General features: G+C 51.9%; 19 protein-coding genes. 1 reads left to right on the top strand and 18 read right to left on the bottom strand.

What is annotated here, in order from left to right; all coding sequences use genetic code 11:
• Positions 1–97: 97 nt before the first annotated feature.
• From HGBM_RS22300 to uvrB, 4 genes are all read right to left on the bottom strand, one after another.
• Positions 98–583: an acyltransferase gene (locus tag HGBM_RS22300; RefSeq protein ID WP_026074601.1), complete on the bottom strand. Its 486-nt coding sequence runs from the start codon at positions 581–583 to the stop codon at positions 98–100.
• A gap of 23 nt (positions 584–606) precedes the next feature.
• On the bottom strand, positions 607–1539 hold the full coding sequence (gene hprK, locus HGBM_RS22295; protein WP_019123309.1) for an HPr(Ser) kinase/phosphatase: 933 nt from the start codon (positions 1537–1539) through the stop codon (positions 607–609).
• A gap of 261 nt (positions 1540–1800) precedes the next feature.
• Positions 1801–4668 carry an excinuclease ABC subunit UvrA gene (gene uvrA, locus HGBM_RS22290; protein WP_019123308.1) on the bottom strand — a complete coding sequence of 956 codons (2868 nt, stop codon included), beginning with the start codon at positions 4666–4668 and terminating at the stop codon, positions 1801–1803.
• Between the two features lie 16 nt (positions 4669–4684).
• Complete coding sequence (uvrB, locus tag HGBM_RS22285) at positions 4685–6661, bottom strand: excinuclease ABC subunit UvrB (protein WP_019123307.1); 1977 nt, start codon at positions 6659–6661, stop codon at positions 4685–4687.
• A 178-nt stretch (positions 6662–6839) separates the two neighbouring features.
• Between uvrB and HGBM_RS22280 the strand changes: the two genes are divergently transcribed.
• Complete coding sequence (locus HGBM_RS22280; RefSeq protein ID WP_019123306.1) at positions 6840–7538, top strand: flagellar hook assembly protein FlgD; 699 nt, start codon at positions 6840–6842, stop codon at positions 7536–7538.
• Positions 7539–7551: 13 nt separating this feature from the next.
• Here the strand turns inward: HGBM_RS22280 and HGBM_RS22275 are convergent, their stop codons facing one another.
• The 14 genes from HGBM_RS22275 to HGBM_RS22210 form a co-directional block, all read right to left on the bottom strand.
• Complete coding sequence (locus HGBM_RS22275) at positions 7552–8832, bottom strand: PDZ domain-containing protein (protein ID WP_019123305.1); 1281 nt, start codon at positions 8830–8832, stop codon at positions 7552–7554.
• A gap of 98 nt (positions 8833–8930) precedes the next feature.
• The gene (locus HGBM_RS22270; protein ID WP_019123304.1) at positions 8931–10418 is read right to left on the bottom strand and encodes a S41 family peptidase; all 1488 of its coding nucleotides are present in this window, start codon (positions 10416–10418) and stop codon (positions 8931–8933) included.
• 91 nt (positions 10419–10509) lie between these two features.
• Positions 10510–11700, bottom strand: a complete 1191-nt coding sequence (locus HGBM_RS22265) for a murein hydrolase activator EnvC family protein (protein WP_019123303.1) — start codon at positions 11698–11700, stop codon at positions 10510–10512.
• A 36-nt stretch (positions 11701–11736) separates the two neighbouring features.
• Positions 11737–12630 (bottom strand): permease-like cell division protein FtsX, encoded by an 894-nt coding sequence (ftsX, locus tag HGBM_RS22260; RefSeq protein ID WP_019123302.1) that lies wholly within the window; start codon positions 12628–12630, stop codon positions 11737–11739.
• A complete protein-coding gene (gene ftsE, locus HGBM_RS22255) occupies positions 12620–13306 on the bottom strand; it encodes a cell division ATP-binding protein FtsE (RefSeq protein ID WP_019123301.1) in 687 nt (228 codons plus the stop codon). Before ftsE ends, ftsX begins: the two co-directional genes overlap by 11 nt.
• Positions 13307–13544: 238 nt before the next feature.
• Positions 13545–14702: an iron-containing alcohol dehydrogenase gene (locus tag HGBM_RS22250; RefSeq protein ID WP_019123300.1), complete on the bottom strand. Its 1158-nt coding sequence runs from the start codon at positions 14700–14702 to the stop codon at positions 13545–13547.
• A 197-nt stretch (positions 14703–14899) separates the two neighbouring features.
• On the bottom strand, positions 14900–15877 hold the full coding sequence (locus HGBM_RS22245) for an agmatinase family protein (protein ID WP_019123299.1): 978 nt from the start codon (positions 15875–15877) through the stop codon (positions 14900–14902).
• Between the two features lie 19 nt (positions 15878–15896).
• Positions 15897–16655 (bottom strand): amino acid ABC transporter ATP-binding protein, encoded by a 759-nt coding sequence (locus tag HGBM_RS22240; RefSeq protein WP_019123298.1) that lies wholly within the window; start codon positions 16653–16655, stop codon positions 15897–15899.
• A complete protein-coding gene (locus HGBM_RS22235; protein ID WP_019123297.1) occupies positions 16655–17326 on the bottom strand; it encodes an amino acid ABC transporter permease in 672 nt (223 codons plus the stop codon). The genes HGBM_RS22240 and HGBM_RS22235 overlap by 1 nt, the downstream gene beginning before the upstream one ends.
• A gap of 49 nt (positions 17327–17375) precedes the next feature.
• Positions 17376–18203 (bottom strand): transporter substrate-binding domain-containing protein, encoded by an 828-nt coding sequence (locus HGBM_RS22230; protein WP_019123296.1) that lies wholly within the window; start codon positions 18201–18203, stop codon positions 17376–17378.
• A gap of 146 nt (positions 18204–18349) precedes the next feature.
• Positions 18350–19705 (bottom strand): sigma-54-dependent transcriptional regulator, encoded by a 1356-nt coding sequence (locus HGBM_RS22225; RefSeq protein ID WP_019123295.1) that lies wholly within the window; start codon positions 19703–19705, stop codon positions 18350–18352.
• 5 nt (positions 19706–19710) lie between these two features.
• Positions 19711–21714 carry a transporter substrate-binding domain-containing protein gene (locus HGBM_RS22220; RefSeq protein ID WP_019123294.1) on the bottom strand — a complete coding sequence of 668 codons (2004 nt, stop codon included), beginning with the start codon at positions 21712–21714 and terminating at the stop codon, positions 19711–19713.
• 138 nt (positions 21715–21852) lie between these two features.
• Positions 21853–23298 carry an argininosuccinate lyase gene (gene argH, locus HGBM_RS22215; RefSeq protein WP_019123293.1) on the bottom strand — a complete coding sequence of 482 codons (1446 nt, stop codon included), beginning with the start codon at positions 23296–23298 and terminating at the stop codon, positions 21853–21855.
• Positions 23295–24554, bottom strand: coding sequence for an argininosuccinate synthase (locus HGBM_RS22210; protein WP_019123292.1), 1260 nt, complete (start codon positions 24552–24554; stop codon positions 23295–23297). The genes argH and HGBM_RS22210 overlap by 4 nt, the downstream gene beginning before the upstream one ends.
• Positions 24555–24659 lie beyond the last annotated feature (105 nt).

Here is a 24659-nt window from a genome sequence, read left to right as displayed (position 1 = left end):
ACAGTTGGTCAACGGCCAACCGAATAGTCAGACAATTGCACAAACGGTCATGGCCGTTTTGTGGACCGCAAGCGGTCACAGAAAAAAGCGGATTGATTCAATCCGCTTCCCGAATGATTTGCATCGGATTTCCGCCGACAAAAGCGCCTGGCGGGACGTTTTTGTGCACGACAGTACCGGCTGCGACGATCGCCCCATCGCCGATGACCACCCCCGGCAATATCGTCGAGTTGGCACCGACAAGCACCCGGTCGCCGATTTTCACTTCGCCGAGGCGATACTCGTCGACGAGGTACTCGTGGGCCAGTATCGTCGTATTGTATCCGATTACGCAGTTGCTTCCGATTTTGATCAACTCCGGAAACATGATATCCATCATGACCATTAACGCCACTGCCGTATGTTCGCCTACCTCCATGCGCAGAAATGTCCGATACAGCCAGTTTTTCCAGGATAGGAACGGACAATAGCGGGCGATTTGGATGACGATAAAGTTCTTCATCACCTTCCAAAAACTAACAGTCCGATACAGCTGCCACAGCGGGTTCGCTCCGTTTACCGAATATCTGTTTGTCCGACGCATTGTCATTCCCTGCTCCTTCGCTGTCATAAGTCTGGATCGGAATCCTCGATGGTATCGGTCAACCGTTTGGCAAAATGCATGGCGGCATTATATCCCATCCGTTTCAACCGATAGTTCATCGCCGCTACTTCAATGATGACGGCCAGATTTCGTCCGGGCCTTACCGGAACCGTAATGACCGGCAACTCCGTGTCAATGATCTTCATTTTCTCTTCGTCCAGGCCAAGACGTTCATACTGTTTGTCCTTCTCCCACAACTCCAGTTGAACCACCAGCGCAATGTTTTTCATATTGCGCACGGCGCGGGCCCCGAACATCGTCATGACATTGATGATCCCCAGACCGCGAATCTCCAGCAAGTGTTGAATCAACTCTGGTGCCGTTCCCACCAGCTGCCCTTCCTGTGACTGGCTGATTTCGACGGCGTCGTCGGCTACCAGGCGGTGTCCGCGCTTTACCAGTTCCAAAGCGGTTTCGCTCTTGCCGATCCCGCTGGAACCGACGATCAGCACCCCGATGCCGTAAACATCGGTTAGCACACCGTGGATCGTGGTCGACTTCGCCAGCCGGTTCTCCAGGAAGTTGGTCAGCTTGCTGACCAAACTGGTCGTCGCCAGCGGCGATAAGAGTACGGGAACGCTCTTTTCTTCGGATATTTCCAGCAGTTCCGGCATCGCCTGCTGATTGCGGGTCACGCAGATACAAGGGGTCTCGTCATCCATCAAAAACCGAAACCGCTCCAGCCGGTCTTCGCGGCTCAGTGTTTGCAAAAACTCCATCTCCGTCAAGCCAAACAGTTGAATCCGCTCGGCAGGATAGTGCGAGTAATAGCCGGCCAACTGCAAACCCGGACGGCTTAAATCGGTCACAGTGATTTCACGTCCAAGCCCTTGCTCTCCACTCAGCACTTTCATATGAAAATGTTCGACGACATGGCTTACCTTTGTTTTACGCATGCTTCTCTCCTTTACGGCGCGAACACTTTTCCCGTCAACAGGCATTTCCTCTATTGTATCGGAGATAGACTGCCCGGAACAACCTCCGCTGCCCATTTTCTTTCGTCCCGTTCCCTTTTTGCTTACCGCGGCACCGATAGCTGCCCCAACAGACCGGCCAAGGGGGAGCGATCATCGCAATCATGCAGGAACGTGAACAAAGCGGAACACCTACATGTTCCGCCTGTCTTCCTGCACTTCTCGCCTGATCAATCCGCCGTTCTAGCCGGATACCAGCTGCTCCATCCGCTGCTTGGTCCGCTGGCGGTCCCGCTCCAATATCGGCGCCAGAAATTGGCCGGTATAGGATTCTGCTACCTGAACCACCTGCTCTGGAGTGCCTGTGGCAACGATCTGTCCGCCGCGTGTTCCTCCTTCAGGCCCCAAGTCGATCAGATAATCGGCCGTTTTAATCACATCCAGGTTGTGTTCGATCACCAGGACCGTATCGCCGTTATCCACCAGCCGCTGCAGCACCTTCAGCAAACGGTCAATATCGTCCGTGTGCAGACCCGTCGTCGGTTCATCCAGAATGTACAGCGTACGGCCGTTGCTGCGCCGATACAGCTCGGATGCCAGCTTCACCCGCTGTGCTTCTCCGCCGGACAGCGTCGTGGCCGGCTGACCCAGCTTCATATAGCCGAGACCGACGTCAACGATGGTCTGCAGCTTCCGTTCGATCCGCGGGATATTGCGGAAAAACTCAAGAGCATCCTCGATCGTCATTTCCAGTACGTCGGAAATGCTTTTCCCCTTGTACTTTACTTCCAGCGTCTCGCGATTGTACCGCTTTCCGTGGCATACTTCACAAGGCACGTAGACATCCGGCAAGAAGTGCATTTCGATCTTGATGATCCCGTCGCCGCTGCACGCCTCGCAGCGCCCTCCCTTGATGTTGAAGCTGAAGCGGCCCTTTTTGTAGCCGCGTACCTTCGCTTCATTGGTTTGGGCAAACAAGTCGCGAATATCGTCGAACACGCCCGTGTACGTAGCCGGATTGGAACGAGGGGTCCGTCCGATCGGAGACTGGTCGATATCGATCACCTTGTCCAAGTGCTCCAAACCGGTGATGCGCCGGTAAGCGCCCGGCTTTGTTTTTGCCCGGTTCAATTCACGAGCCAAGGTCTTATGCAGGATTTCATTGACGAGCGTACTCTTGCCCGAGCCGGAGACTCCCGTCACGGCGACAAACACCCCGAGCGGGATCTTCGCGTTGATGTTCTTCAAGTTGTTTTCCTTGGCGCCCTCGATGGTAATCCACTTGCCGTTGGGCTGACGCCGCTCCGCCGGAACCGCAATAAACTTGCGGCCGCTCAAATAAGCGCCTGTCAAGGAGGCGGGGTTCTGCATCACTTCTTCCGGCGTGCCGGCCGCGACAACCTGTCCACCGTGAATCCCTGCGCCGGGGCCAATGTCAATGATGTAATCGCAGGCCATCATCGTATCCTCGTCGTGTTCGACGACGATCAGGGTATTGCCGAGGTTGGTCATGTGTTCCAGCGTCTTGATCAGCCGGCTGTTGTCCCGCTGGTGAAGCCCGATACTCGGCTCATCCAAAATGTAAAGGACACCCATTAAACTGGAGCCGATCTGCGTCGCCAGGCGAATGCGCTGCGCCTCCCCGCCGGAAAGTGTGCCGGCCGCCCGGCTGAGCGTCAGGTAATCCAGGCCGACGTCGATGAGAAAACGCAGCCGGGATTTCACTTCTTTCAGGACCTGATTGGCAATCTTCGCGTCTTTTTCACTTAGCTGCAATTCATCTGCAAACTGGTAGGCATCGACAATCGACAAATCGGTGAACTGGGAGATGTTTCGCCCGCCGACCATCACAGCCAGACTCTCCTGGCGAAGGCGCTGCCCTTTGCAGACCGGGCAAGGCTTTTGCCCCATAAAACCTTCGATCGTCTCACGAATGTAATCGGAGCTGGTCTCCACGTGGCGGCGCTGCAAATTGGGAATCACGCCCTCAAAAGGCACGACCGCCTCCCGTACTTGTCCAAATTCATTCTCATAGCGGAAGTGGATCTTCTCCTCTTTGTTTCCGTACAAGATGATCTGCAGCTGCTCTTCGGGCAGTTCTTCCACCTTCACGTCCATCGGAATCCCGAAGTGGCGGCAGGCCGAAGTCAGCAGCTGCTGGTAATAGGTGGAGGATTTCGGTTCCCACGCTTCAATCGCCCCCTCTTCCAGGGTCTTGGTCGGATCGGGGATGACCAGATCGGGGTCGACCTCCAATTTGACTCCCAGGCCGTCACATTCCGGACATGCTCCGTATGGGCTGTTGAACGAAAAGATGCGCGGCTCCAGCTCGCCAATCGAAAATCCGCAGATCGGACAGGCGTGCTTCTCGCTGAACAACAGCTCTTCCTGATCGATGACGTCCACGATGACTTTGCCGTCGGCCAGCCGCAGCGCCGTCTCCAAGGAGTCGGCGAGCCGCGACTGAACGTCCGGCTTCACGACAATCCGGTCGATGACGACTTCAATCGAGTGCTTCTTGTTCTTTTCCAGCTTGATCTCTTCCGACAAGTCGCGAACCTCGCCATCGACGCGTACACGCACATAGCCCTGCTTGCGGATATCATCCAGCAGCTTGACGTGCTCCCCTTTGCGCCCCTGCACGAGCGGCGCCAAGATCTGAATACGGGTTCGTTCCGGATACTCCAGCACGCGATCCACCATCTGTTCAATGGTCTGCGAAGTAATCTCGATCCCGTGTTCCGGGCAGATCGGCTTGCCGATCCGGGCGTAGAGGAGCCGCAGGTAGTCGTATATTTCGGTTACCGTGCCGACAGTGGACCGCGGGTTGCGGCTGGTAGTCTTCTGATCGATGGAGATCGCGGGCGACAGCCCCTCGATCGAATCCACGTCAGGTTTATCCATCTGACCGAGGAACTGCCGGGCGTATGCGGAGAGGGACTCCACATAACGCCGCTGCCCCTCAGCGTATATGGTGTCAAAAGCGAGGGACGACTTCCCCGAGCCGGACAGGCCCGTCAGCACGACAAATTTGTCGCGCGGAATCACCACGTCGATATTTTTCAGGTTGTGGGCCCGCGCGCCTTTGACGACGATGTGTTCAAGCGGCATGTCTCTTTTCCACTCCTTATCCTTCGGCTTTCAACTCAAGAATCAAGTCACGCAGTTCCGCCGCCCGTTCGAACAGCAGATTGCGCGCTGCTTCCTTCATCTCTTCTTCCATTCGCTCGATTACCTGCTGGCGGTCTTTTTTCGACAGCTTTTTGAAATCGGCGTGCGGCAGGTAATCGGCCTTTTCCTCGGCGACCCGGGTGGCCTCAATCACGTCGCGAACCGCCTTTTTTACCGTTTGCGGCGTGATGCCATGCTGCTCGTTATACGCCAACTGGATGCTGCGGCGCCGCTCGGTCTCGCGGATCGCGGCAGCCATCGAATCCGTCATCCGGTCGGCGTACATGATGACCCGGCCTTCCGCATTGCGGGCGGCGCGGCCGATCGTCTGGATCAAGGAGCGCTCGTTGCGCAGGAAGCCTTCCTTGTCCGCGTCCAGGATGGCCACCAGTGACACTTCCGGCAGGTCGAGACCCTCGCGCAGCAGGTTGATCCCGATCAGCACGTCAAATTCGCCGAGCCGAAGGGATCGCAGGATCTGCATTCTCTCGATCGTCTTGATATCGGAGTGCAGATAGCGAACCTTGATCCCGATCTCCTTCAGGTAGTCGGTTAAATCCTCTGCCATCTTTTTCGTCAGCGTAGTCACAAGCACGCGCTCGTCTTTGGCGATCGTGGCTTGGATCTCGCCGATCAAATCGTCAATCTGCCCTTTGATCGGCCGAACGTCGATTGTCGGATCCACAAGGCCGGTAGGCCGAATGACCTGCTGCACGACTTCTGGGCAGTGTTCCAGCTCGTAGGGCCCGGGCGTTGCCGAAATGTATATGATCTGATGGATCTTCTGCTCAAACTCGGAAAATGTCAGCGGGCGGTTGTCCCGCGCCGACGGAAGCCGAAACCCGTGTTCCACCAAGACGTCTTTGCGGGCCTTGTCGCCATTGTACATGGCGCGCACCTGCGGCAGGCTCATGTGAGACTCATCGACTATCAGCAGAAAATCGTCCGGGAAGTAATCCAGCAGGGTGTACGGCGGATGTCCGGGCGGCAGTCCGGTCAAATGGCGCGAGTAGTTCTCAATCCCGGAACAAAAGCCCATCTCCATCATCATTTCAATGTCGTAGCGGGTGCGCTGCTCCAAGCGCTGTGCTTCCAGAAGCTTGCCCTGGTCGCGCAGTTCCTTCAGCCGCTCCTCCAATTCCGCCTGAATGCCGGCAATCGCCAGCTTCATCTTCTCCTCGCGGGTGACGTAGTGGGATGCCGGGAAAATGGCAACATGCTCGCGGGTCCCGAGAATTTCCCCGGTCAGTACGTCGATCGAAGTAATCCGTTCGATTTCATCGCCAAAAAATTCGACGCGGATCGCCTGTTCGCTGTTGGATGCCGGGAAGATCTCCAGTACGTCACCGCGTACCCGGAAGGTTCCGCGGACAAAATTGATGTCGTTGCGCGTATACTGGATATCGACCAGCCGGTGCAGCACTTCTTCCCGGCTTTTTTCCATGCCGACGCGCAAAGAGAGTACCAGCTCGCGGTACTCTTCCGGCGAACCCAATCCATAGATGCAGGATACGGAGGCTACGATGATCACATCCCGCCGCTCAAAAAGAGCACTGGTAGCCGAGTGTCGCAGCTTGTCGATCTCTTCGTTGACGCTGGCGTCCTTCTCGATGTACGTGTCCGATTGCGGGATATACGCCTCTGGTTGGTAGTAGTCGTAATAGCTGACGAAGTATTCCACCGCATTACGCGGAAAAAACTCCTTAAATTCCGCCGCCAACTGTGCAGCGAGTGTTTTGTTGTGGGCCAAGACCAGGGTCGGTTTGTTCACTTGCGCGATGACATGTGCAATCGTAAAGGTCTTGCCCGTTCCGGTTGCTCCCAGCAGGGTCTGGTGCCGCTTCCCCGCCCGGACGCCAGACACCAACTCGGCAATCGCTGTCGGTTGGTCACCGGATGGCTGATATTCCGAAACTAATTGAAAACGCTCCATCCTGCCGCTCCTCCTTCTTTTTACACGAACCGTTTTCTTTAACCTATCACTCATTATAGCACAAACATTCGAATTTTAAGCAGGAAATTCGAACAAACGTTTGTCTGTTCTCCCTTTCCCCTTTTGCCGATAAAGAAAAGGAAAGCTTGGAAGCGCCGCTTCCCAAGGAGGATCGCACATGCCGGACAGCGTAAACAATTCGCTATATATTCCGCCCAATTACAGTTACAAGGGAAAAAAAGAGTTTTCCACGGATATAGATCAAAATGCGTTTATGCGGTTGATGATCGAGCAGTTGAAGTATCAGGACCCGCTGTCGCCGATGGACAATCAGCAGTTCGTCCAGCAGACCGCCATCATGACGATGGTGGAACGCTTGACGCGCATGCAGTCGCTGATGGAAGAATCCAACAGCAGCCTGCTAAACATCCGCCAATATGAGCAACTCGTGGGAAAAACGGCCACGTATGATCTGACGACAAAAGATCCTGATACCGGCGAAGTCAGCAAAGAGCCCAAGACCGGCTCGATTGACGGCGTCAAGATGAAAGACGGGAAAATCTACTTCATCATCGGAGAAGATGTCGTACCGCGCGAGGATGTCACCGGCGTGGATTCGAGCAGCACCGGCGACACCGGCGATTGGTTGGACAGCACATTGAAGTACACGCAGATGATCGGTTATACCGTCTCCTACAAGGGACAGCAGGAAAACCCGGACGGCACTTCGTCCGGCACGGATAAAAGCGGCGTGATTGCAGCGGTCAGCATGAAAAACGGCCTGATCGAATTCCACCTGGACAATGGAGACAAGATCACGCCGCAAGATATAACCGGATTAGAGACACCAAGAAGGGAAGAACCCGAGGCCAGTTGACCTCGGGTTCTTTTCATGCGCCCAGCTTTATCTTGCCGATCCGCTGTTTCAACAATCGGACGAGATTGAGCCTGCGGACATCGACGTAGTACTTGGTCTCGGAATCCGGCACCACGATAATTCCCAATTGATGGTGATTGCCGGCATAGATGGCGCATTGAACGAATTTCGGCTCTTTATTGTAAGTCAGGACCTCCATTTTGCAGTAGGCCGGATTGGCCTGCAGTGCCGTGTACAGCTCTGTCCTATCCCGTACTGGAATCCCATTGACCTTGACGATGACCTCTCCGCAGAGAATCCCCATCTCTTCTGCGGGCGTTCCCGGTATGACTGCCATCACCTTTACGCCCCTCGACGACTGAATAAAAAACGGCGCATGCTTCTGTTCGCGTCGTTGACTGAACCGGAACAACCCCTCATGTCCGATTATCGCAAACAAGGCCGCCGCGATGGAAAGGGCGGGAACATGCACGGCTGCGTACGCCAGCAGGAGCAGCACAAGCGAATACAGGCCAAGCGGACCGGCAGTTTCACGCGCCTTTTGGTCAGGTGTCACCGTCTGTGTCATGTCGGAAAAGCCGGTTACCGCCGGGATGAGCAGCAGCCCGTAAACGCTGCTTGCAAGGCCGGGGGAAAACAGCGGCCAGCCCGAAAACAACTGCAGCGCAAGTCCGCTGTTTGCCTGCATCGGCACCAGGAGCAATAGCGGAGTTAACCAGAAGGACTGCAAATGGTACGCGCCGATAATCTTTCCCCGCTTGCCTTCCAGGTACAGCGGAGACGCGTCTCTTCCCCCGTTCCAGCGAATCAATACCGCTTCGGCAAAATGCATCAACGCCACGACTGCCAGCAGCGGCACCGGCTTGGAGGCCAATATCCAGCTCCAGACCGTGCCGATTCCCTGCACGGAGACTCCCGCCGGCCACAAAAGGGCGAGCCCTTGCAGGAGCGTCAAGCCGCCAACGGCATAGGCAAAGCAGAGAAAACGGACGCGAAAACAGATTAGGACGATCGAAATTGCCCAAACGATCCAGAGGTCACCGGCCTGGACGACGATTCCCAAGGCGCCCGCTGCCAGCGACACAAACATCCCGCCGACCAGGCCGAGGCCAACGGAACGAAGCGTCTGTAAAAACGGTGAATGTATGCGAACAGCGAATAACTGACGTTCCATCGCCATCTGCTTCCGATACTGCAAATAGATAAACAAGACGAAGATGTAAAACAACGGATTGAGGAAGAAGTAGAAGACGGCCTGCAGATACTGCTGCAAAAACACCCATCCGTTTGTCATGGTATCACCTCGTGTTTGGGAAAAAGAAAAACCACGGACTGTTTTCCGTGGTTTTTAACTTCTACAGATAGAAAGCAATTCCCTGCCGCAGGGGTACGTTATTTTCCTTTGGCTTTTACTTCCTGCTGCAGGACGTCGAGTGCTTTTTGAAGCTGATTGTCGTTTTTCGGATCGCGGATTTGCTCGATGAGCGCATCCTGCAGAGCCGCTCCCGTAGCGGGATCCACCTTTCCTGTAACTGGAAGGTTATTCTCCTTTTGGAAACGTTCCACTGCCGCTTTGGTCTTGGCATCGAAATAGCCGTCATTTCGTCCCGGCGACAGTTTTAAGCCGTTCAAAATCAGCTGCAGGTTCTTCACATCTACCCCGGTCATGTCCTGCTCCAGCACCTTGTCCTGGGGAAGCTGCGTCGCTTTGAAATACTCCGGCTGGGAAACGGCAACATCCGGTTCGATCCCTTTTTTGTTAATCCACTCCCCGTTTGGAGTCAGCCATTTGGCGATGGTCAGTTTCAACTGGCTCTTGTCGCCCATCTCGACGGTGTTCTGTACCGTGCCTTTGCCAAAGGTCTTCTCGCCGACCAATTTGTACCCTCCGCTCTCGCTCATCGCGCCAGCCAAAATCTCGGACGCGCTGGCACTGCCTCCGTCGGTCAGCACCACAATCGGGTAAGGTTTGGCGGCATCCACCTTGGAGTGGTACTCTTCGACCTCTCTGGATTTATCGCCGTATTCGATTTTCACGATCGCTTTCTTCTCCGGAATCAACTGTTCGGCAATCTCTCTTACGGCCGTCAGGTAACCGCCGGGGTTGCCGCGAACGTCAATGATAAGACCCTTGATGTTTTCTTTCTCCAATTGGGCCAGTTCTTCAAAGAAGTGCTTGGCAGTGTCGGCGGAAAACTGGGTGATCTCGATTCTGCCGAATTTGTCTGCGCCCCTTTGAATGATACTCTGGTGTACAGTCTCGATCGGAATGTTATCCCGAATGACCACGACTGTAATCGGCTCCGTCATTCCCGGACGAAGAACCTTGAGCGTTGCCTTCGTTCCTTTGGGGCCGCGAATTTTGGAAACCGCCTTTTGCAGGTCCAGTCCCTCCAGGGACTCGCCGTTGACACTGAGAATTTGATCGTTGGCCCTAAGCCCCGCCAGTTCCGCTGGCGATCCTTTAAACGGCGAGACGATTGTCACCCGGCCGTTTTTCAGGGTTACTTCCGCCCCGATGCCTTCAAATGAAGAGTGCAGCGATGTGTTGAACTCCTCGGCCGCAGTCGGATCCATGTAGGAGGAATACGGGTCGTCAAGCGATCCGACCATCCCTTCGATGGCTCCCTCGATCAACTGTTCGCTCGGCACGTCGTGAACGTAGTTTTTCTTGATAATTTGATAAGTATCAAATAGCTTGGAAAACTCTTTCGGGTAGCTTTGACTGCCTCCCAGCGACAAGAGGTTACCCGCCGTCGCAACCGCTCCCTGGGTGCCTATGCTTGCCGACCCGCCCCGCACGACAGCCAGCGTCAACAAACTGCTGGCGACCATGCAGACAAGGGCAACCACAAACACAGAACGTCCATTCCATTTCATTCTTCAAACACCATCCTTTGTGCACCCGGTGGAAAAAGGTATGCAGCTAGTGTATGCAAACCGAAGGCACAATATTTGTAGGAGCGTTACGTCAGCGGATATACGGTGACGGATCTACCGCTATATTGTTTTTATACACCGTAAAGTGGAGGTGGTTCCCGGTCGAGCGCCCAGTCGAACCTACTTCAGCGATCTTGTCTCCGGCCTTGACAGACTGCCCGACGGAGACTTGAATGCCGCCCTCGCGGATATGGCCGTAGAGGGTCCTGATTTCTTCGCTGTGTTGTATCATTACGCAATTCCCGAACCCGTTGACATATCCCGCCACGATGACGATGCCGTCAGCGGCCGCGTAGATATCCGTCCCCTTTGGGGCTGCCATGTCGAGGCCGTTATGTCCAGCCTGTTTGCCGGTAAACGGGTCGATGCGCGCTCCGAAACCGGAGCTGATGTAGAACGAGCCAGGCGGCAGCGGAAGGAACATCTTTCCTCCCTTGTAGTCACTTACTGCCTGAAGCTTGGACCGCTCTGCGACCTTGGCCGCTTCCTGTTGGGCCATCGCCAGCAGCTCCTGCTCCTCTTCCTCCTGAATTTCGTGCAGGTGTGATTCTTTTTCCGCAAGAGCTGCCTTCACCTGTTTGCTGCGCTCATACTGCTTGTCCAAGTCAGCCTTTAACGCTTCCTGTTGTTCTATCATATCATTTAAGCTGGCTAGTTGCTTATCCACTTCTTTCTTTTTGGCTTCGATCGTTTTCTTGTCGCGGACGTTGTCTTCCAAAATGCGCGTATCCTGCTCCACGATCATCTGCAAGCCTTGCAGGCGGGTAAGGAAATCGCCAAAGTCTGACGAACCGAGCAGCACATCCAGGTAGGTGACGGTCCCGCCCTCATACATCGCTTTGACGCGGGTTTTCAGCAGCGCATCCCGCTTCTTCACCCGTTCTGTGGCTTCGTCAAGCTCTGCTTGCGCTTCGACTGCCTTCTTCGTCGTCGCTTTGATCTCTTTATCCAGCTTGTCGATCTTGCGCTGCGTTTCATTGCGGCGCAAATCAATGGCCATCAGTTCGTCTTCCAGGTTGGCCTGCTGATTCTTTAAATTTTGGATCTCACCTTTGATCGACTGCAGATTTTGCTCCTTCGCCTTCTTGTTTTTGCGAATTTCTTGGATTTCCTTGTTGATCTTATCTAGTGAGGCGCTATTCGCCAGGATCGGCTCGGCGGGCACGCTTCCCCATGCCAGCAAGCCGGTTAACAAGACAGGCAGTACGACCTTCTTTTTCATGAGTCCCCTCCCAATCTCAGCTTCCTTCTGTGCTTTTTATACTCGCAGGAATCGGCGCACCGACACCAGGCTTCCCCAGATCCCGATAAACGCTCCGATAGCCAGCAAAATGGCCGCTATTTGATAGGCCAGCGGGAACATCGGCAGCAGGTCAAACAGGGATCCGGCCAGATTGGAATCCATGGCACGTAGCAGGAAGTAATAGCCCGTGCCCAGCAGTAGAATCGGAATAATCGCGCCCAGTATCCCCATGAACAGACCCTCGATAAAAAACGGCCAGCGGATAAACCAGTTGGTCGCCCCGACCAGTTTCATGATCTCGATCTCCCGGCGGCGGGCGACAATCGTCAGTTTAATGGTATTGGCGATCAAAAACATCGCCGTAAACGCCAGGCCGATGATAAACACCAAACCGATGTTGCGGATTACCTTTGTCACGGCAAACAGCGCTTCGACCGTTTCGTCGCCATACACCACTTTATCAACATTTTCGATATTGCCGATTTGTTTGGCGACGGCAACCGTATCCTCCGGCTTCTTGGTCCTGACGACAAACTTGTCGGGAAGCGGATTCTCGTTCTCCAGCCCGTCGAGGAAATACGCTTTCTCTTTAAACGATTCTCGCAATTCTTCCAAACCCTGCTTTTTGGGAACATATACAATGCTCTTGACCAAGGGATTCGCCCGGATTTGCGACTCTACCTGGTCAATCGCGGGTTTGTCTGCCAAAACATTCAAAAAGACGTGGATCTCCACTTGATCCTCTACTTTCTGGGTAATGTGGTTGACATTGAGCGCCAGCAGCAGAAAAACTCCGAGAATCATAAGCGTAATGGTCACTGCGCTGACAGAAGCGAAAGTCATCCAGCCATTTCTGCCCAGGTTCTTGACACCTTCGCGAACGTGACGGCCCAGGGTGCTAATTTTCATAGCCGTATTCCCCCTTTTGTTCGTCGCGAACAATCTGGCCGCCCTCAATGGCGATGACGCGCTTGCGGATGGTGTTGACGATCTCGCGGTTGTGAGTAGCCATGACTACTGTCGTCCCGCGCTGGTTGATCTCTTCGAACAGGTTCATAATCTCCCAGGAGGTTTCGGGGTCGAGGTTGCCCGTCGGCTCGTCGGCGATGATAATCCCAGGGTTGTTCACCAGCGCCCTGGCCAGAGCAACACGCTGCTGCTCGCCGCCCGACAGCTCGGAAGGCAGCATTTTCGCCTTGTGCTTTAATTTCACCAGTCCGAGTACGTCCATCACCCGCGGCTTGATCTGCTTCTTGCCCGCTTCGATCACTTCCATCGCAAAAGCGACATTTTCAAATACCGTAAGCGTGGGCAGGAGCTTGAAATCCTGAAAGACGACTCCGATACTGCGGCGAACGCTGGGAATCTGCCGTTCCTTGATCCGGCTGACATTGAACCCGCCGAGAAAGATTTGCCCTTTGGTCGGCTTTTCTTCGCGGTACATCAATTTGATAAATGTCGATTTTCCCGCTCCGCTCGGGCCTACTACGTAAACAAACTCGCCTTTATTGATTCGAACGTTAATCCCTTTTAAAGCGTTCGTTCCGTTTGGATAGGTCTTCCAAACATCGAACATTTCTATCAAAGCTATCACATCCTACTATTCTTTGCTGTCATTCGACTCTCATTGCTGCGCAATTTGACAAAAACTCCCTCTTTGTTTACTCTCTTCCCCATTATACCATCGGAAAACTTCAATGTTATCCCCTAATTCTATCAATTCTTGTCGTTTCCCTCTTTGTTTTTTCGGACATTTTTCCTAAAGCGTGAAGCAAAAAAAAGAGCGCCCCGCGAAGGGACACTCTCGGAAAAACGGGTCGGCTCTACAAACTCATCTGCAGAATGGCGTGCACGTCGCTTGCTTCCAACGGTTTGAAGCGGCCGATCGGACCAAACGGCGTTGCTTTCTGGGCCATGACTTCGAGCTGTTCATCCGTAATGCCATAATCCGCCAAGCGGCTTGGCGCCCCGATCTTGTTGAAAAACTCCCGTGTCCGGGCGATTCCTTCCAAGGCGACCGCTTCATCCGACTTGCCTTCAGGATCGACGTTCCAGACGCGGACTGCGTACTGCTTGAACCGCTCCACATTCTCTTTGTACACGTACTTCATCCAGTTAGGAAAGAGGATCGCCAGTCCGCCGCCGTGCGGAATGTCGTACACAGCGCTGACCGCATGTTCGATGGAGTGGGTTGCCCAATCGGTCTCAACCCCTACCGGCAGCGTGCCGTTCAACGCCATCGTTCCGCAGTAGAGCAGGTTGGCCCTGGCATCGTAATCATGCGGATTTTCCAGGACGCGCGGCGCATTTTCGATTACCGTTTGCAGGATGGATTCGGCAAACCGCGACTGTAAGGGGATCTCTGTCGTGTGCGTAAAATACTGCTCAAACACGTGCGACATCATATCCACAATTCCGTAGACGGTCTGATCGCGCGGAACGGAAAACGTGTATTCCGGATCCAGGATCGAAAAAGCGGGAAACGTCGTCGATACCCCTAACTTCTGCTTCGTTTCCCAATTGGTGATCACGCTGCTGCGGTTCATTTCCGATCCGGTAGCAGCCAGTGTAAGAATCGTCCCGAGCGGCAGCGCTGCCTGCGGCACAGCATTTCGCAAGTAAAAATCCCATACGTCCCCGTCGTATTTCACGCCGACGGCAATTGCCTTCGAGGCGTCAATGACACTTCCTCCGCCTACTGCCAGGATCCAATCGAGCTGCTCGCTGCGGCACAGCTTAATGCCTTTATATACGGTGCTGAGACGAGGGTTTGGCTCGACACCGGCCAACTCCACTACGTGGCAGCCCTGTTCAGCCAAGATCGAAATGACGTTATCGTACAAGCCGAACTTCTTGATGCTCCCGCCCCCGTACACCAGCAAAACTCGTTTCCCAAATGTCTTTACCTTGTCGGCAAGATGAGCAATCGCCCCCTTGCCAAAGATCAATTCAGTCGGGTTGTGGTAGATAAAAGGATTCATCAACAACCGCCTCCAGATGTAGTTTTTCGACAAAATAATAGTAACACACCTGGAGCGCGAGGCAAAAATTTGGGCTGCAAGCAATATGAACACAGACAAACAGGGGAAACGAGCCGACATGGTTATATTTGGTAGAATAAAAGGAAGCTGTTCTTTTTATTCCGGCAGGATTAAGCGATTATCGCCTTCGTCAGGAATTACCGATTGACCCGCTTATAGTACCCTGTTAAAAAATGAAGAAATGTGTGGACGCTGACACGGGTGGTTATATCCCGTGTGTCCTTCGTGGGGTCGACACACACCATATCCATGGCAAGCGTTTTCTCCCATTGCCCTAAAGCGGCTGCACTTTCAAAGATCTCTGCTGCAGTCAGTCCATTAGGTCCGATCGCCGGCACACCAGGGACGACAGATTGATCCATCACGTCAATGTCAAAGGTTACGTATACCGCATCGCATTTCTCACCCAAATACTCCATTGCCCAGGTGACCAAGTTGGCTAAACCCTGCTGTTTTACCTGCTTTTGGGTAAATAATTTCATTCCCTTGCCCTCTGCGTATTCCCGATACTCTTTGGAATTGGCAAAGCTGCGCAAGCCAAGTGTAACGATGTCTTCTCCCTGTACTGCCTGTGTCTCAATCAAGCTCCGCATCGGTGTGCCATTGGAAGGGCCGCCATACAATGTATCCCGGACATCGAGATGGGCGTCAAAATGAATCAGTCCAATGCGCTGCTGCCTTGCCCGCATCAATCCTTTTACTATTGGGTATGTGATGGAATGATCTCCGCCCACAAATATCGGGAGCAAGGAAGGAAAGCGCTGAACCAGTTCCACCACGCCTTCCTCGATGTTTTGGTGACACTGCAAAATGTCAGTGATGTGCATGGTTACGTCTCCGAAGTCGGCCGCTTTTAAATCTTTCAGATCGATATCTTCATCCCAATTATATGTGGTAAAGGCACTCCATAACTGGCGAAAGACCGCAGGATGACTGTGTGCCCCGGAGAAACTGATCGAGCTTTTCGACAGGGGAATCCCTACCACGCCCAGATCGTACGTCCCATTCCAACTCCAATCCTGCTCGATCCATTCCGACACTCTGGTTACATAAGGATCGCTTTTCCCTGGGGTGTGAATCATTGCCGGCTTTTGAATGAAGGTAAATTGGCTCATGTTTCTCTCTCCTGTCGACTTAATGTGGCAATACCTTGCTTAAAAAATTTTTCGTCCGCTCATTCTCAGGTGACAGGAATATTTTGCTTGGGGGCCCTTTCTCAATGATCCTTCCGTCGGCCATGACCACAACGCGGTCTGCCACCTCACGGGCAAAGCCCATCTCATGTGTAACCACGACCATAGTCATTCCTTCTTTTGCCAGTTCCTTCATGACGGATAGCACTTCTCCGACCAATTCCGGGTCGAGTGCAGAAGTCGGCTCGTCAAACAGCATAATTTGAGGCCTCATCGCTAACGCTCTGGCTATCGCCACGCGCTGTTTTTGCCCTCCAGAGAGATTATCGGGGTAAGCTTCGGCCTTATCCGCCAAGCCGACTTTCTCCAAGAGCTTCCTCGCCATCGAGACAGCCTCCTGTTTTTTCATCTTACCCAGGGTAAGCGGCGCCATGATGATGTTGCCCAAAACCGTTTTATGCGGGAAGAGGTTGAAGTTTTGAAAGACCATCCCCACTTTTTCTCTCATTGCATTCAGTTCGTTTTGCGGCATTTCCACAAGCTTCCCGTTTTTATGAATTAATCCGATAGGCTTTCCTTCAATTTCAATGGATCCATCCTGAATCTGCTCCAGATAGTTGATGCATCTGAGCAGCGTGCTTTTTCCAGAACCGCTGGGTCCGATAATGACGACGACTTCACCTTTGTGAATACGCAAATCAATATCTTTCAATACGTGGTGAGCGCCATAATGTTTGTTAACCTTGTTTACCACAATCATTATCTCGTCACTCCCACATGCAATCTTCTTTCAAAATAACCAATTAATTTTGAAATAGCGTAGTTTACGATAAAGTAGAGAACAGCAACAGCGATATAAATTTCAAAGTATCGAAAATTGTTCGATACGATAGAGTTTCCCGCTCTCATCAACTCAGGAACGGTAATGACAGACAGCAGAGAAGAGTTTTTGGTCAGGGCGATAAATTCATTTGCCAGAGGCGGGAGCATTCTGCGCAGCGCCTGCGGCAAAATCACTTTCCGCATCGACTGCCAGTGACTCATGCCCAGCGAGCGGCCGGCTTCCATCTGCCCCTTATCGATCGACTGAATAGAACCGCGAACAATTTCGGAAACGTATGCACCGCTGTACATCCCCATACCCAATACTCCCGCCACCGTAGCGCTTAAGTCAACCTGCATGCCAATCGCCAATCCGTAGTAGAGAATCATCAACTGAACAAGCAGCGGAGTCCCGCGAAACCAGGCGAGGTAGATGGAACAAAGCGATGAAATAATCCTGTTCTTCGACATCCCGCCGATTCCGATAATCAAACCGATAATCGCACTTAATACAAGCGCAAAAAACGTCATCGATATCGTCATCCACAGCCCTTTTAAGAGAAAGGCAAGGTTTCCATCCTGAAACAAAACCGAGAATTCAAGTTCCATAATCAAATTCGACCCCCTTCTTTTAAAGAAGGGAGCAAGTTATGCTCCCTTAGTTGCCAAACCACTTTTCGACAATTTTCTGATATTCGCCACTGTCCTTTACCGCCTGTATCGCCTCATTCACTGCTTGTACAAATGCGGTATCTTGCTTGCGGATTCCATACCCGTACTCTTCCTGTGTTAACGGCTCTTCCAGAACTTTTACCTTCCCGCTTTGTTTGGCATACACTTTTGCCGCCGGCATCCCGGTCACGACTGCGTCCACCCGTCCGCTTTCCAACTCCAAGAACATCTCGACATTTTTCTCTACCTCCACCCTTGTCACGTCAGGGTAGTTGTCTTCGAGAAATTTAACTGATTTGGTTCCAATTTGAACGGCAGCTTTTTTTCCTTTCAAATCCTCAATGCCCTTAATTGAATTGTCATCTTTTTTTACCATGATAGCCAGTCCACCGGGATAGTAGGAATCGGAGAAAGCGATTGACAGTTTTCGTTCATCCGTGATGTACATAGCTGAAGCGATTAGATCAAACTTCTTAGCTTGAAGGCCTGGAATCAATCCTTTAAACTCGGTATCAACAAACTCAACATTATCTGCACCAAGTTCTTTCGCCACAGCACGAATCAGGTCAATATCGAATCCATCGAATTCCTTTTTGTCATTTTTAAACTCAAAAGGCTGGAATGTAGCATCGGTACCGACAGTCAACGTTTTTGTTTCCTTGATTTTTTTCAACACGGCATCATCGGCTGCTTGCTCCGTTTGCCCACCCGTCGACTGAGTTTTATTTGACGCTCCTCCGCACCCTGCCAAAACAAGACTGCATAACATCGCCAGAAGCAGCATTGACGCAAACTGTTTGGAAAATCTTTTCATTTCTTAACCCCCTAGTGAAATCATTTATTTTCACAATTTCTTTAATAGCAGAAATTATGCCAATGCCAGTATCCCCGAATGATGAGGGTTCCATCTGCGTCATTGCATAAAAAAAGCGGCCAAAATTGCCGCCTTGCAAAAATTGCCTACTTCTCATCCTGATATTTTTTTAATTTGTCACGGAGAGTTCGCTCCCCGATGCCGATGATTTGGGCTGTTTTTCTTCGATTGCCGTTAAATGCGGTAAGGTTATGCAGGATCACTTTTTTCTCCACTTCCTCCATCGTTTCTCCGACGTAGACGGGGATCAGTGTATGAGAAATAAAGGCCTGTTCTTTCGTTTGAATTTCATCCGGCAGGTCCGCTTTTTGAATATAGGACGAGTTGGTCAAGGCAATCGCTCGTTCAATGATATTCTGCAGTTCCCTTACGTTGCCGGGAAAAGAGTACGTTTGCAGAATCTTCAAGGCTTCCTGTGAAATGCCGTCAACCGGTTTTCCCATCCCGTCTCCTATCTTTCGAATAAAAAACTCCACCAGTAGCGGTATGTCCTCCCGCCTTTCTTTTAATGGCGGAAGCTTAATGGGAATCACGTTCAAACGGTAATAGAGGTCCTCACGGAAGCGATTCTCTTTCACTTCTTTCATTAAATCCCGATTGGTCGCAGCGATGATCCGCACATCCACATCTATTTCTTCCGTTCCCCCCAGCGGAGTAACCTTTCGCTCCTGAATCACCCGCAGAAGTTTGCTCTGCAGCGCCAAATCCATCTCGCCAATTTCATCAAGAAAAATCGTTCCTCCCTCCGCTTGCACAAACAGTCCTGTTTTTCGTTGAGAAGCCCCTGTAAAAGCTCCTTTCTCGTAGCCAAACAATTCGGATTCAAGCAAATTCCCCGGTATGGCAGCGCAATTAATCGCCTGGAACCGTTTAAATCTTCGTTTGCTCTGATTGTGGATGGTACGTGCCGCTACCTCTTTCCCCGTTCCGCTTTCTCCGGTGATCAATATGTTGGAATCAATATCTTTCACTTTGTCGATCATCGCAAGCACATCTCTGATCGCCGGACTGTTGCCGATCAATCCAAAGTTATCTGATGCTTTTTCCAATGCCTCACTTAACCATTGCACTTTAGAATGAAGACTGTAAAATTCCTCTGCTTTCTGTATCAGAATGCCAAGCTCGTCGATATGCAGCGGTTTGGTCGCATAAGAAAACGCCCCTTTGCGCATCGCTTCGACAGAGGAAGGAATACTCCCATATGCTGTCATCATGATAACAACGGTGGATGGAGATACCACTTTGATTTGCTGTAGAATCTCGATGCCATTGTATTCACCTACTTTCAGGTCCAACAATACGATGGCGACTTCAACTCTTTCCAAAAGCGACAGTGCCGCTCCCGGTTCGGTAAACGTATACACCTGGTATTGTTCCTCCAAGGCGAATTTCAGCGACTGGCAAATCGCCGGTTCATCATCGATAATGACTACATTGTACATGGATCCTAGGGCCTCCTTTCCGGACCGGGCAAAGTTACAATCATCGTCGTTCCGCTCTCCTTTGTACTGATCACATCAATCGTTCCCAGATTTTCTTTCACCAACTGATAAGAGATCGGCAATCCCAACCCAGTCCCATTTGCTTTATTGCTGTAAAACGGCTCAAAGATTTTGGAAAATTCCTCTTCCGCTATGCCGCATCCATCATCTGCGATCTCGATAACGGTCACCCCCCCTTTACAGGAACCTGTTATCTTTAGCTTTCCGTTGTTTTCGACTGCCTGGATAGCGTTTAAGATGATATTCATCAATACTTGTTTGATCTGCTGCTTGTCAGCAATCACTTCCAATTTTTCATCAAGCTCAAGATCGATATGAATGTCTTTTTCGTTAATCTTTTGTCTGAACAGTTGAAGTATGGATGTCACCACCTCCAAAACGGAGAAAACGCTGGGTTCCGATTTTCTGGGACGAGCATAATCCAATAAATCGTTGACCAAAGAGTTTAGGCGGGTAATTTCACTAGAAACCTGAAGTGCAAAAAAAGTGCGGAATTCCGGGTTATCAAACTTTTTTGGCAGCAACTCGGTATAAGCCAGGATGGATGTCAACGGATTGCGAATTTCGTGGGCGATTCCCAGCATGAGACGTCCCAGGGAGCGCAGCCGATCTTCCTGAGCCAGTTTTTGCTCAAACTCTTTTTGCTCGGTAATATCCGTAAAGTTGAGCACTGCTCCGGCGATTTCCCCCGAGGTGGTGGCAATCGGATGAATGCTGTAAGTAATGCACCTCTTGTGCGACCTCTCACTTGTCATGTCACATTGCCATAAGACCTCTTTTTGCAGATAAACACGCTTGTGCTGCAGCGCTTCTTCCACTTCCAACACAGGAATAAAATCGGCGATCAAAGTATTAGCAAGTTTCTTGCCAACAAGATTTTCTTGCAGACCCAGGTAATCTATCGCCCTTTGGTTCATCATTGATATCGCGGCTGACTCGTTTAGCGTAATAAAGCAGCTGTATGTGCTGTCTAACAACTGCTGCTGAAAGAATACATTTTCTTCGAGAAGACCCATTTTATCTTCCAGCTTTTTATTTATCGCGGCGATTTCAGCGGTTCTCTTGGCCACTTCCCGTTTGAGCACCCGGTTCCACCAGACCACGGCCAAAACCAGACAACAGGTGATAATAAATCCACATTCAAAATATACCAAAGCTTCTCGGAGCTTGAGCGCAGAAGGCATGATATACTCGCCAAACCAATGCTGCTCAATCTTTTTATACGTTCCGTCGTTTTTAATCTGAGAGATGCCATCGTTCAGTGCGTCCAGCAATGCTTTATTCCGAGGCAGTACGGCAATCCCGTATGCAGTGGGATCGATCGGCTCTCCGACAATTTTAATCAAATCTTGCTGATTGCTGTTTTGAATGAAGTACTGCCCGGTAATTCTGTTTCCGACAAAAGCGTCAACCTTTCCATCTACCAACAGTTGAATCGCTTCTTGCTGACTATCTGTCTTGATGAACTCAAGGCGGTTCAATTTGCCGAGCAGGTCATTGGCAATATCACCCTTTTGTACAGCTACTCTTTTGCCTTCCAGGTCTTGCAGTTCTCGAATGTTCAGATTATCCTTTAACACAAAAATTCCCTGTGAACTGGTAAAGTAAGGATCGGAGAAACGAAACACTTCGCCGCGGCCTGGACTGTACTTCATTCCCTGAATCGCTTCTACCCGACCGGCTTTTAGCGCCTCAACAGCTTCATTCCAGGACATGGGGTAGAATTCAATGCGGATGCCTTTCTTGCTTGCAAGCGCCTTCATTACATCTATGTTAAATCCGATGTAATCCCCAGTGTTACCAATAAATTCGAAAGGAGGAAAGTTTTTATCTCCTGCAACGCGAATGACTGTTCCGTTTTCTGAATGTGCCATATATGGAAATATTACTACTAGTGAAAAAACACTGACGACAGATTGCAAAATCCTGAGATACTTGTGTCTTTTCAACGATTTTCCTCCATCCAGATTTGATCTCTTTGATATAACTATACAAAATTCTAACGCTTTCATATTTAACTAACAATCGGCAAAACCAAAACAGCCTCCTCCCATAAGGAAGGAAGCTGTTCTTTTTGTATGACCCGCTTATAGCGGCGATCCGACGTCGATCAAGGATTCGATCATGACTTTTTGACTGTGCTCGGCTATCCAGGTTTCCGTCTTGCCGATCGCTTCGCGGTAGGCGGCGATCTGCTTCTCCACCTGCTGGCGGGCCGTACCGCCCATCACGTTGCGGGCATTGACGACAGTCTCTACGTCGAGCGCTTGGTACACATCGCTTTTGATGAGCGGCGAGAAGGTCTGGAATTCCTCCAGCGTCAGATCGAGCAGGTATTTTTTCTGTTCGATGCAAGCGAGCACCGCTTTCCCGACAACCTCATGAGCTTGGCGGAAGGGCAGGCCCTTGGTGACGAGGTAATCAGCCAGATCGGTCGCATTGGAAAAGTCTTCGGTCACCGTCTGCCGCATGCGCTGCTTGTTCACCGCCATCGTCTCGATCATCGGGGTAAGCAGCGAGAGCGCCCCGTGCAGCGTCTGGACGGTATCAAACATGCCTTCCTTGTCCTCTTGCATGTCTTTGTTGTAGGCCAGCGGCAGTCCTTTCAAGACTGTCAGCAGGCTGAACAAATTTCCGTAGACGCGCCCCGTCTTGCCGCGAACCAGTTCGGCGACATCCGGATTTTTTTTCTGCGGCATGATGCTCGACCCGGTACAGAAGGCGTCATCCAGCTCGATGAACGCAAACTCCTGGCTGCTCCAGATCACCAACTCTTCGCACAGGCGGGACAAGTGAGCCATCAACAGCGCCGACGCCGACAGAAATTCGACGATAAAGTCGCGGTCGCTTACGGCGTCCATGCTGTTGATGTAAATCCCGTCGAACTGCAGCATGTCGGCGACAAATTCGCGGTCGATCGGAAAAGTGGTACCCGCCAGCGCCCCTGCCCCCAGCGGCAGCACGTTTACGCGCCGCCACGCTTCCTGCAGCCGCTCAATATCGCGCTGCAGCATGGAGACATATGCCATCAGGTGATAACCGAAAAGTACGGGCTGTGCCCGCTGCATATGAGTATAACCCGGCATGACCGTATCCAAATGCTGACTGGCCTTATCGGTTAACGCCTTTTGCAGGTACATGGAGAGTTGGATAATCTCCATCATCTGTTCGCGCAAGTAGAGATGCATATCCAGTGCGACCTGATCGTTCCGGCTGCGGCCGGTATGCAGCTTCCCGCCTACGGGACCAATCTCTTCAATCAGCATTTTTTCGATGTTCATGTGAACATCTTCATGGGCTAATTGGAAAGTGACCTGTCCCCGTTCGATCTTCTCTTTCACCTTTTTCAGGCCGGCGATGATCTGCTTCACTTCATCCATCGGCAAAATGCCGCATTTCCCCAGCATCGCTACATGGGCAAGGCTGCCGACGATATCCTGCCGCCACATTTTTTGATCGAAGGAAATCGAAGCTGTGTACTCATCTACCAGCTGATTGGTCGGCTTGGTGAAGCGTCCTCCCCACAATTTCATGGTGTTACCGCATCCTTCGCTCCAATGATTTTGATATCGGTCTTAAACGACGATTTCGTATGTCCTTCGTTCACTTGAGCGTGTACTTTCGTCGGCAGGCCCCACAGCTTGATGAAGCCGAGCGCCGCTTTGTGGTCAAATTGATCCCCTTCCGCATAAGTAGCCAGCTCGTGGCTGTACAGGGAAGAAGCCGATTTGCGCCCTACGACAACCGCATGTCCTTTATGCAGTTTGACCCGGACGACGCCGCTGACGAATTTTTGCGTTTCTTCGACGAATGCCTCCAGCGCGTTGCGAATCGGCGAATACCAGAGTCCTTCGTAGATGACCTGAGCCATCTTCAACTCGATGATCGGTTTGAATTGGGCGATTTCGCGCGGCTGGGTCAGGCTTTCCAGCTCGCGGTGCGCCAGGATCAGCGTGGTGGCTGCCGGCGTCTCGTACACTTCGCGGGACTTGATGCCGACCAGGCGGTTTTCCACGTGGTCGATCCGGCCTACGCCATGCTCGCCGGCGATTTTGTTTAACTTGAGAATCAGTTCGGACAGCGGCAGTTCTTCGCCGTTCAGAGCTGTCGGCACCCCTTGAACAAAGGTAATCTCGATCTCTTCCGCTTGATCGGGAGCTTCCTCGATCGACTTGGTCAATTCATACGCTCCTTCAGGCGGTGCTGCCCACGGATCTTCCAGCACTCCGCACTCACAGCTTCTGCCCCAGAGGTTCTGGTCAATGCTGTACGGATTGTCGAGGTCGATCGGAATCGGAATGCCGTGTTCCGCCGCGTATTTGATCTCCTCGTCGCGGGTCCAACCCCATTCACGAACAGGGGCGACGATCTTCAGGTTAGGATTCAGCGCCGTAAAGGAAACGTCGAAACGAACCTGGTCGTTTCCTTTGCCTGTGCAGCCATGAGCTACGGCTACGGCCCCCTCTTTTTCCGCGATCTCTACCAACACGCGCGAAATGAGGTAGCGGGACAGCGCCGAGACGAGCGGGTACTTTCCTTCGTACATCGTGTTTGCCTTTAACGCCGGCAGTACGTACTCCTGAGCGAACGTCTCCTTCGCATCGACGACATACGACTTCAATGCCCCTACTTTTAAAGCCTTTTGCTGGACGAAGTCGAGATCTTTTCCTTCCCCGACATCAAGCGCCACAGCGATGACATCGTAGTTATATGTTTCCTGCAGCCACTTGATTGCCACAGATGTATCCAATCCGCCGGAATAGGCCAAAACGATCTTTTCTTTTGCCATAGTTTCCCCTCTCCATTCGTTCAGGTTTCATCTTTGATTAATTATACATACGAACTAATAAAAATACAATCACTTTTTTGGTCCCAACCATGCGGACAGCCCTGG

Source organism: Brevibacillus massiliensis (assembly GCF_000311785.1).
Lineage (GTDB): Bacteria > Bacillota > Bacilli > Brevibacillales > Brevibacillaceae > Brevibacillus_C > Brevibacillus_C massiliensis.
This window is presented reverse-complemented; position numbering and strand designations above follow the sequence as displayed.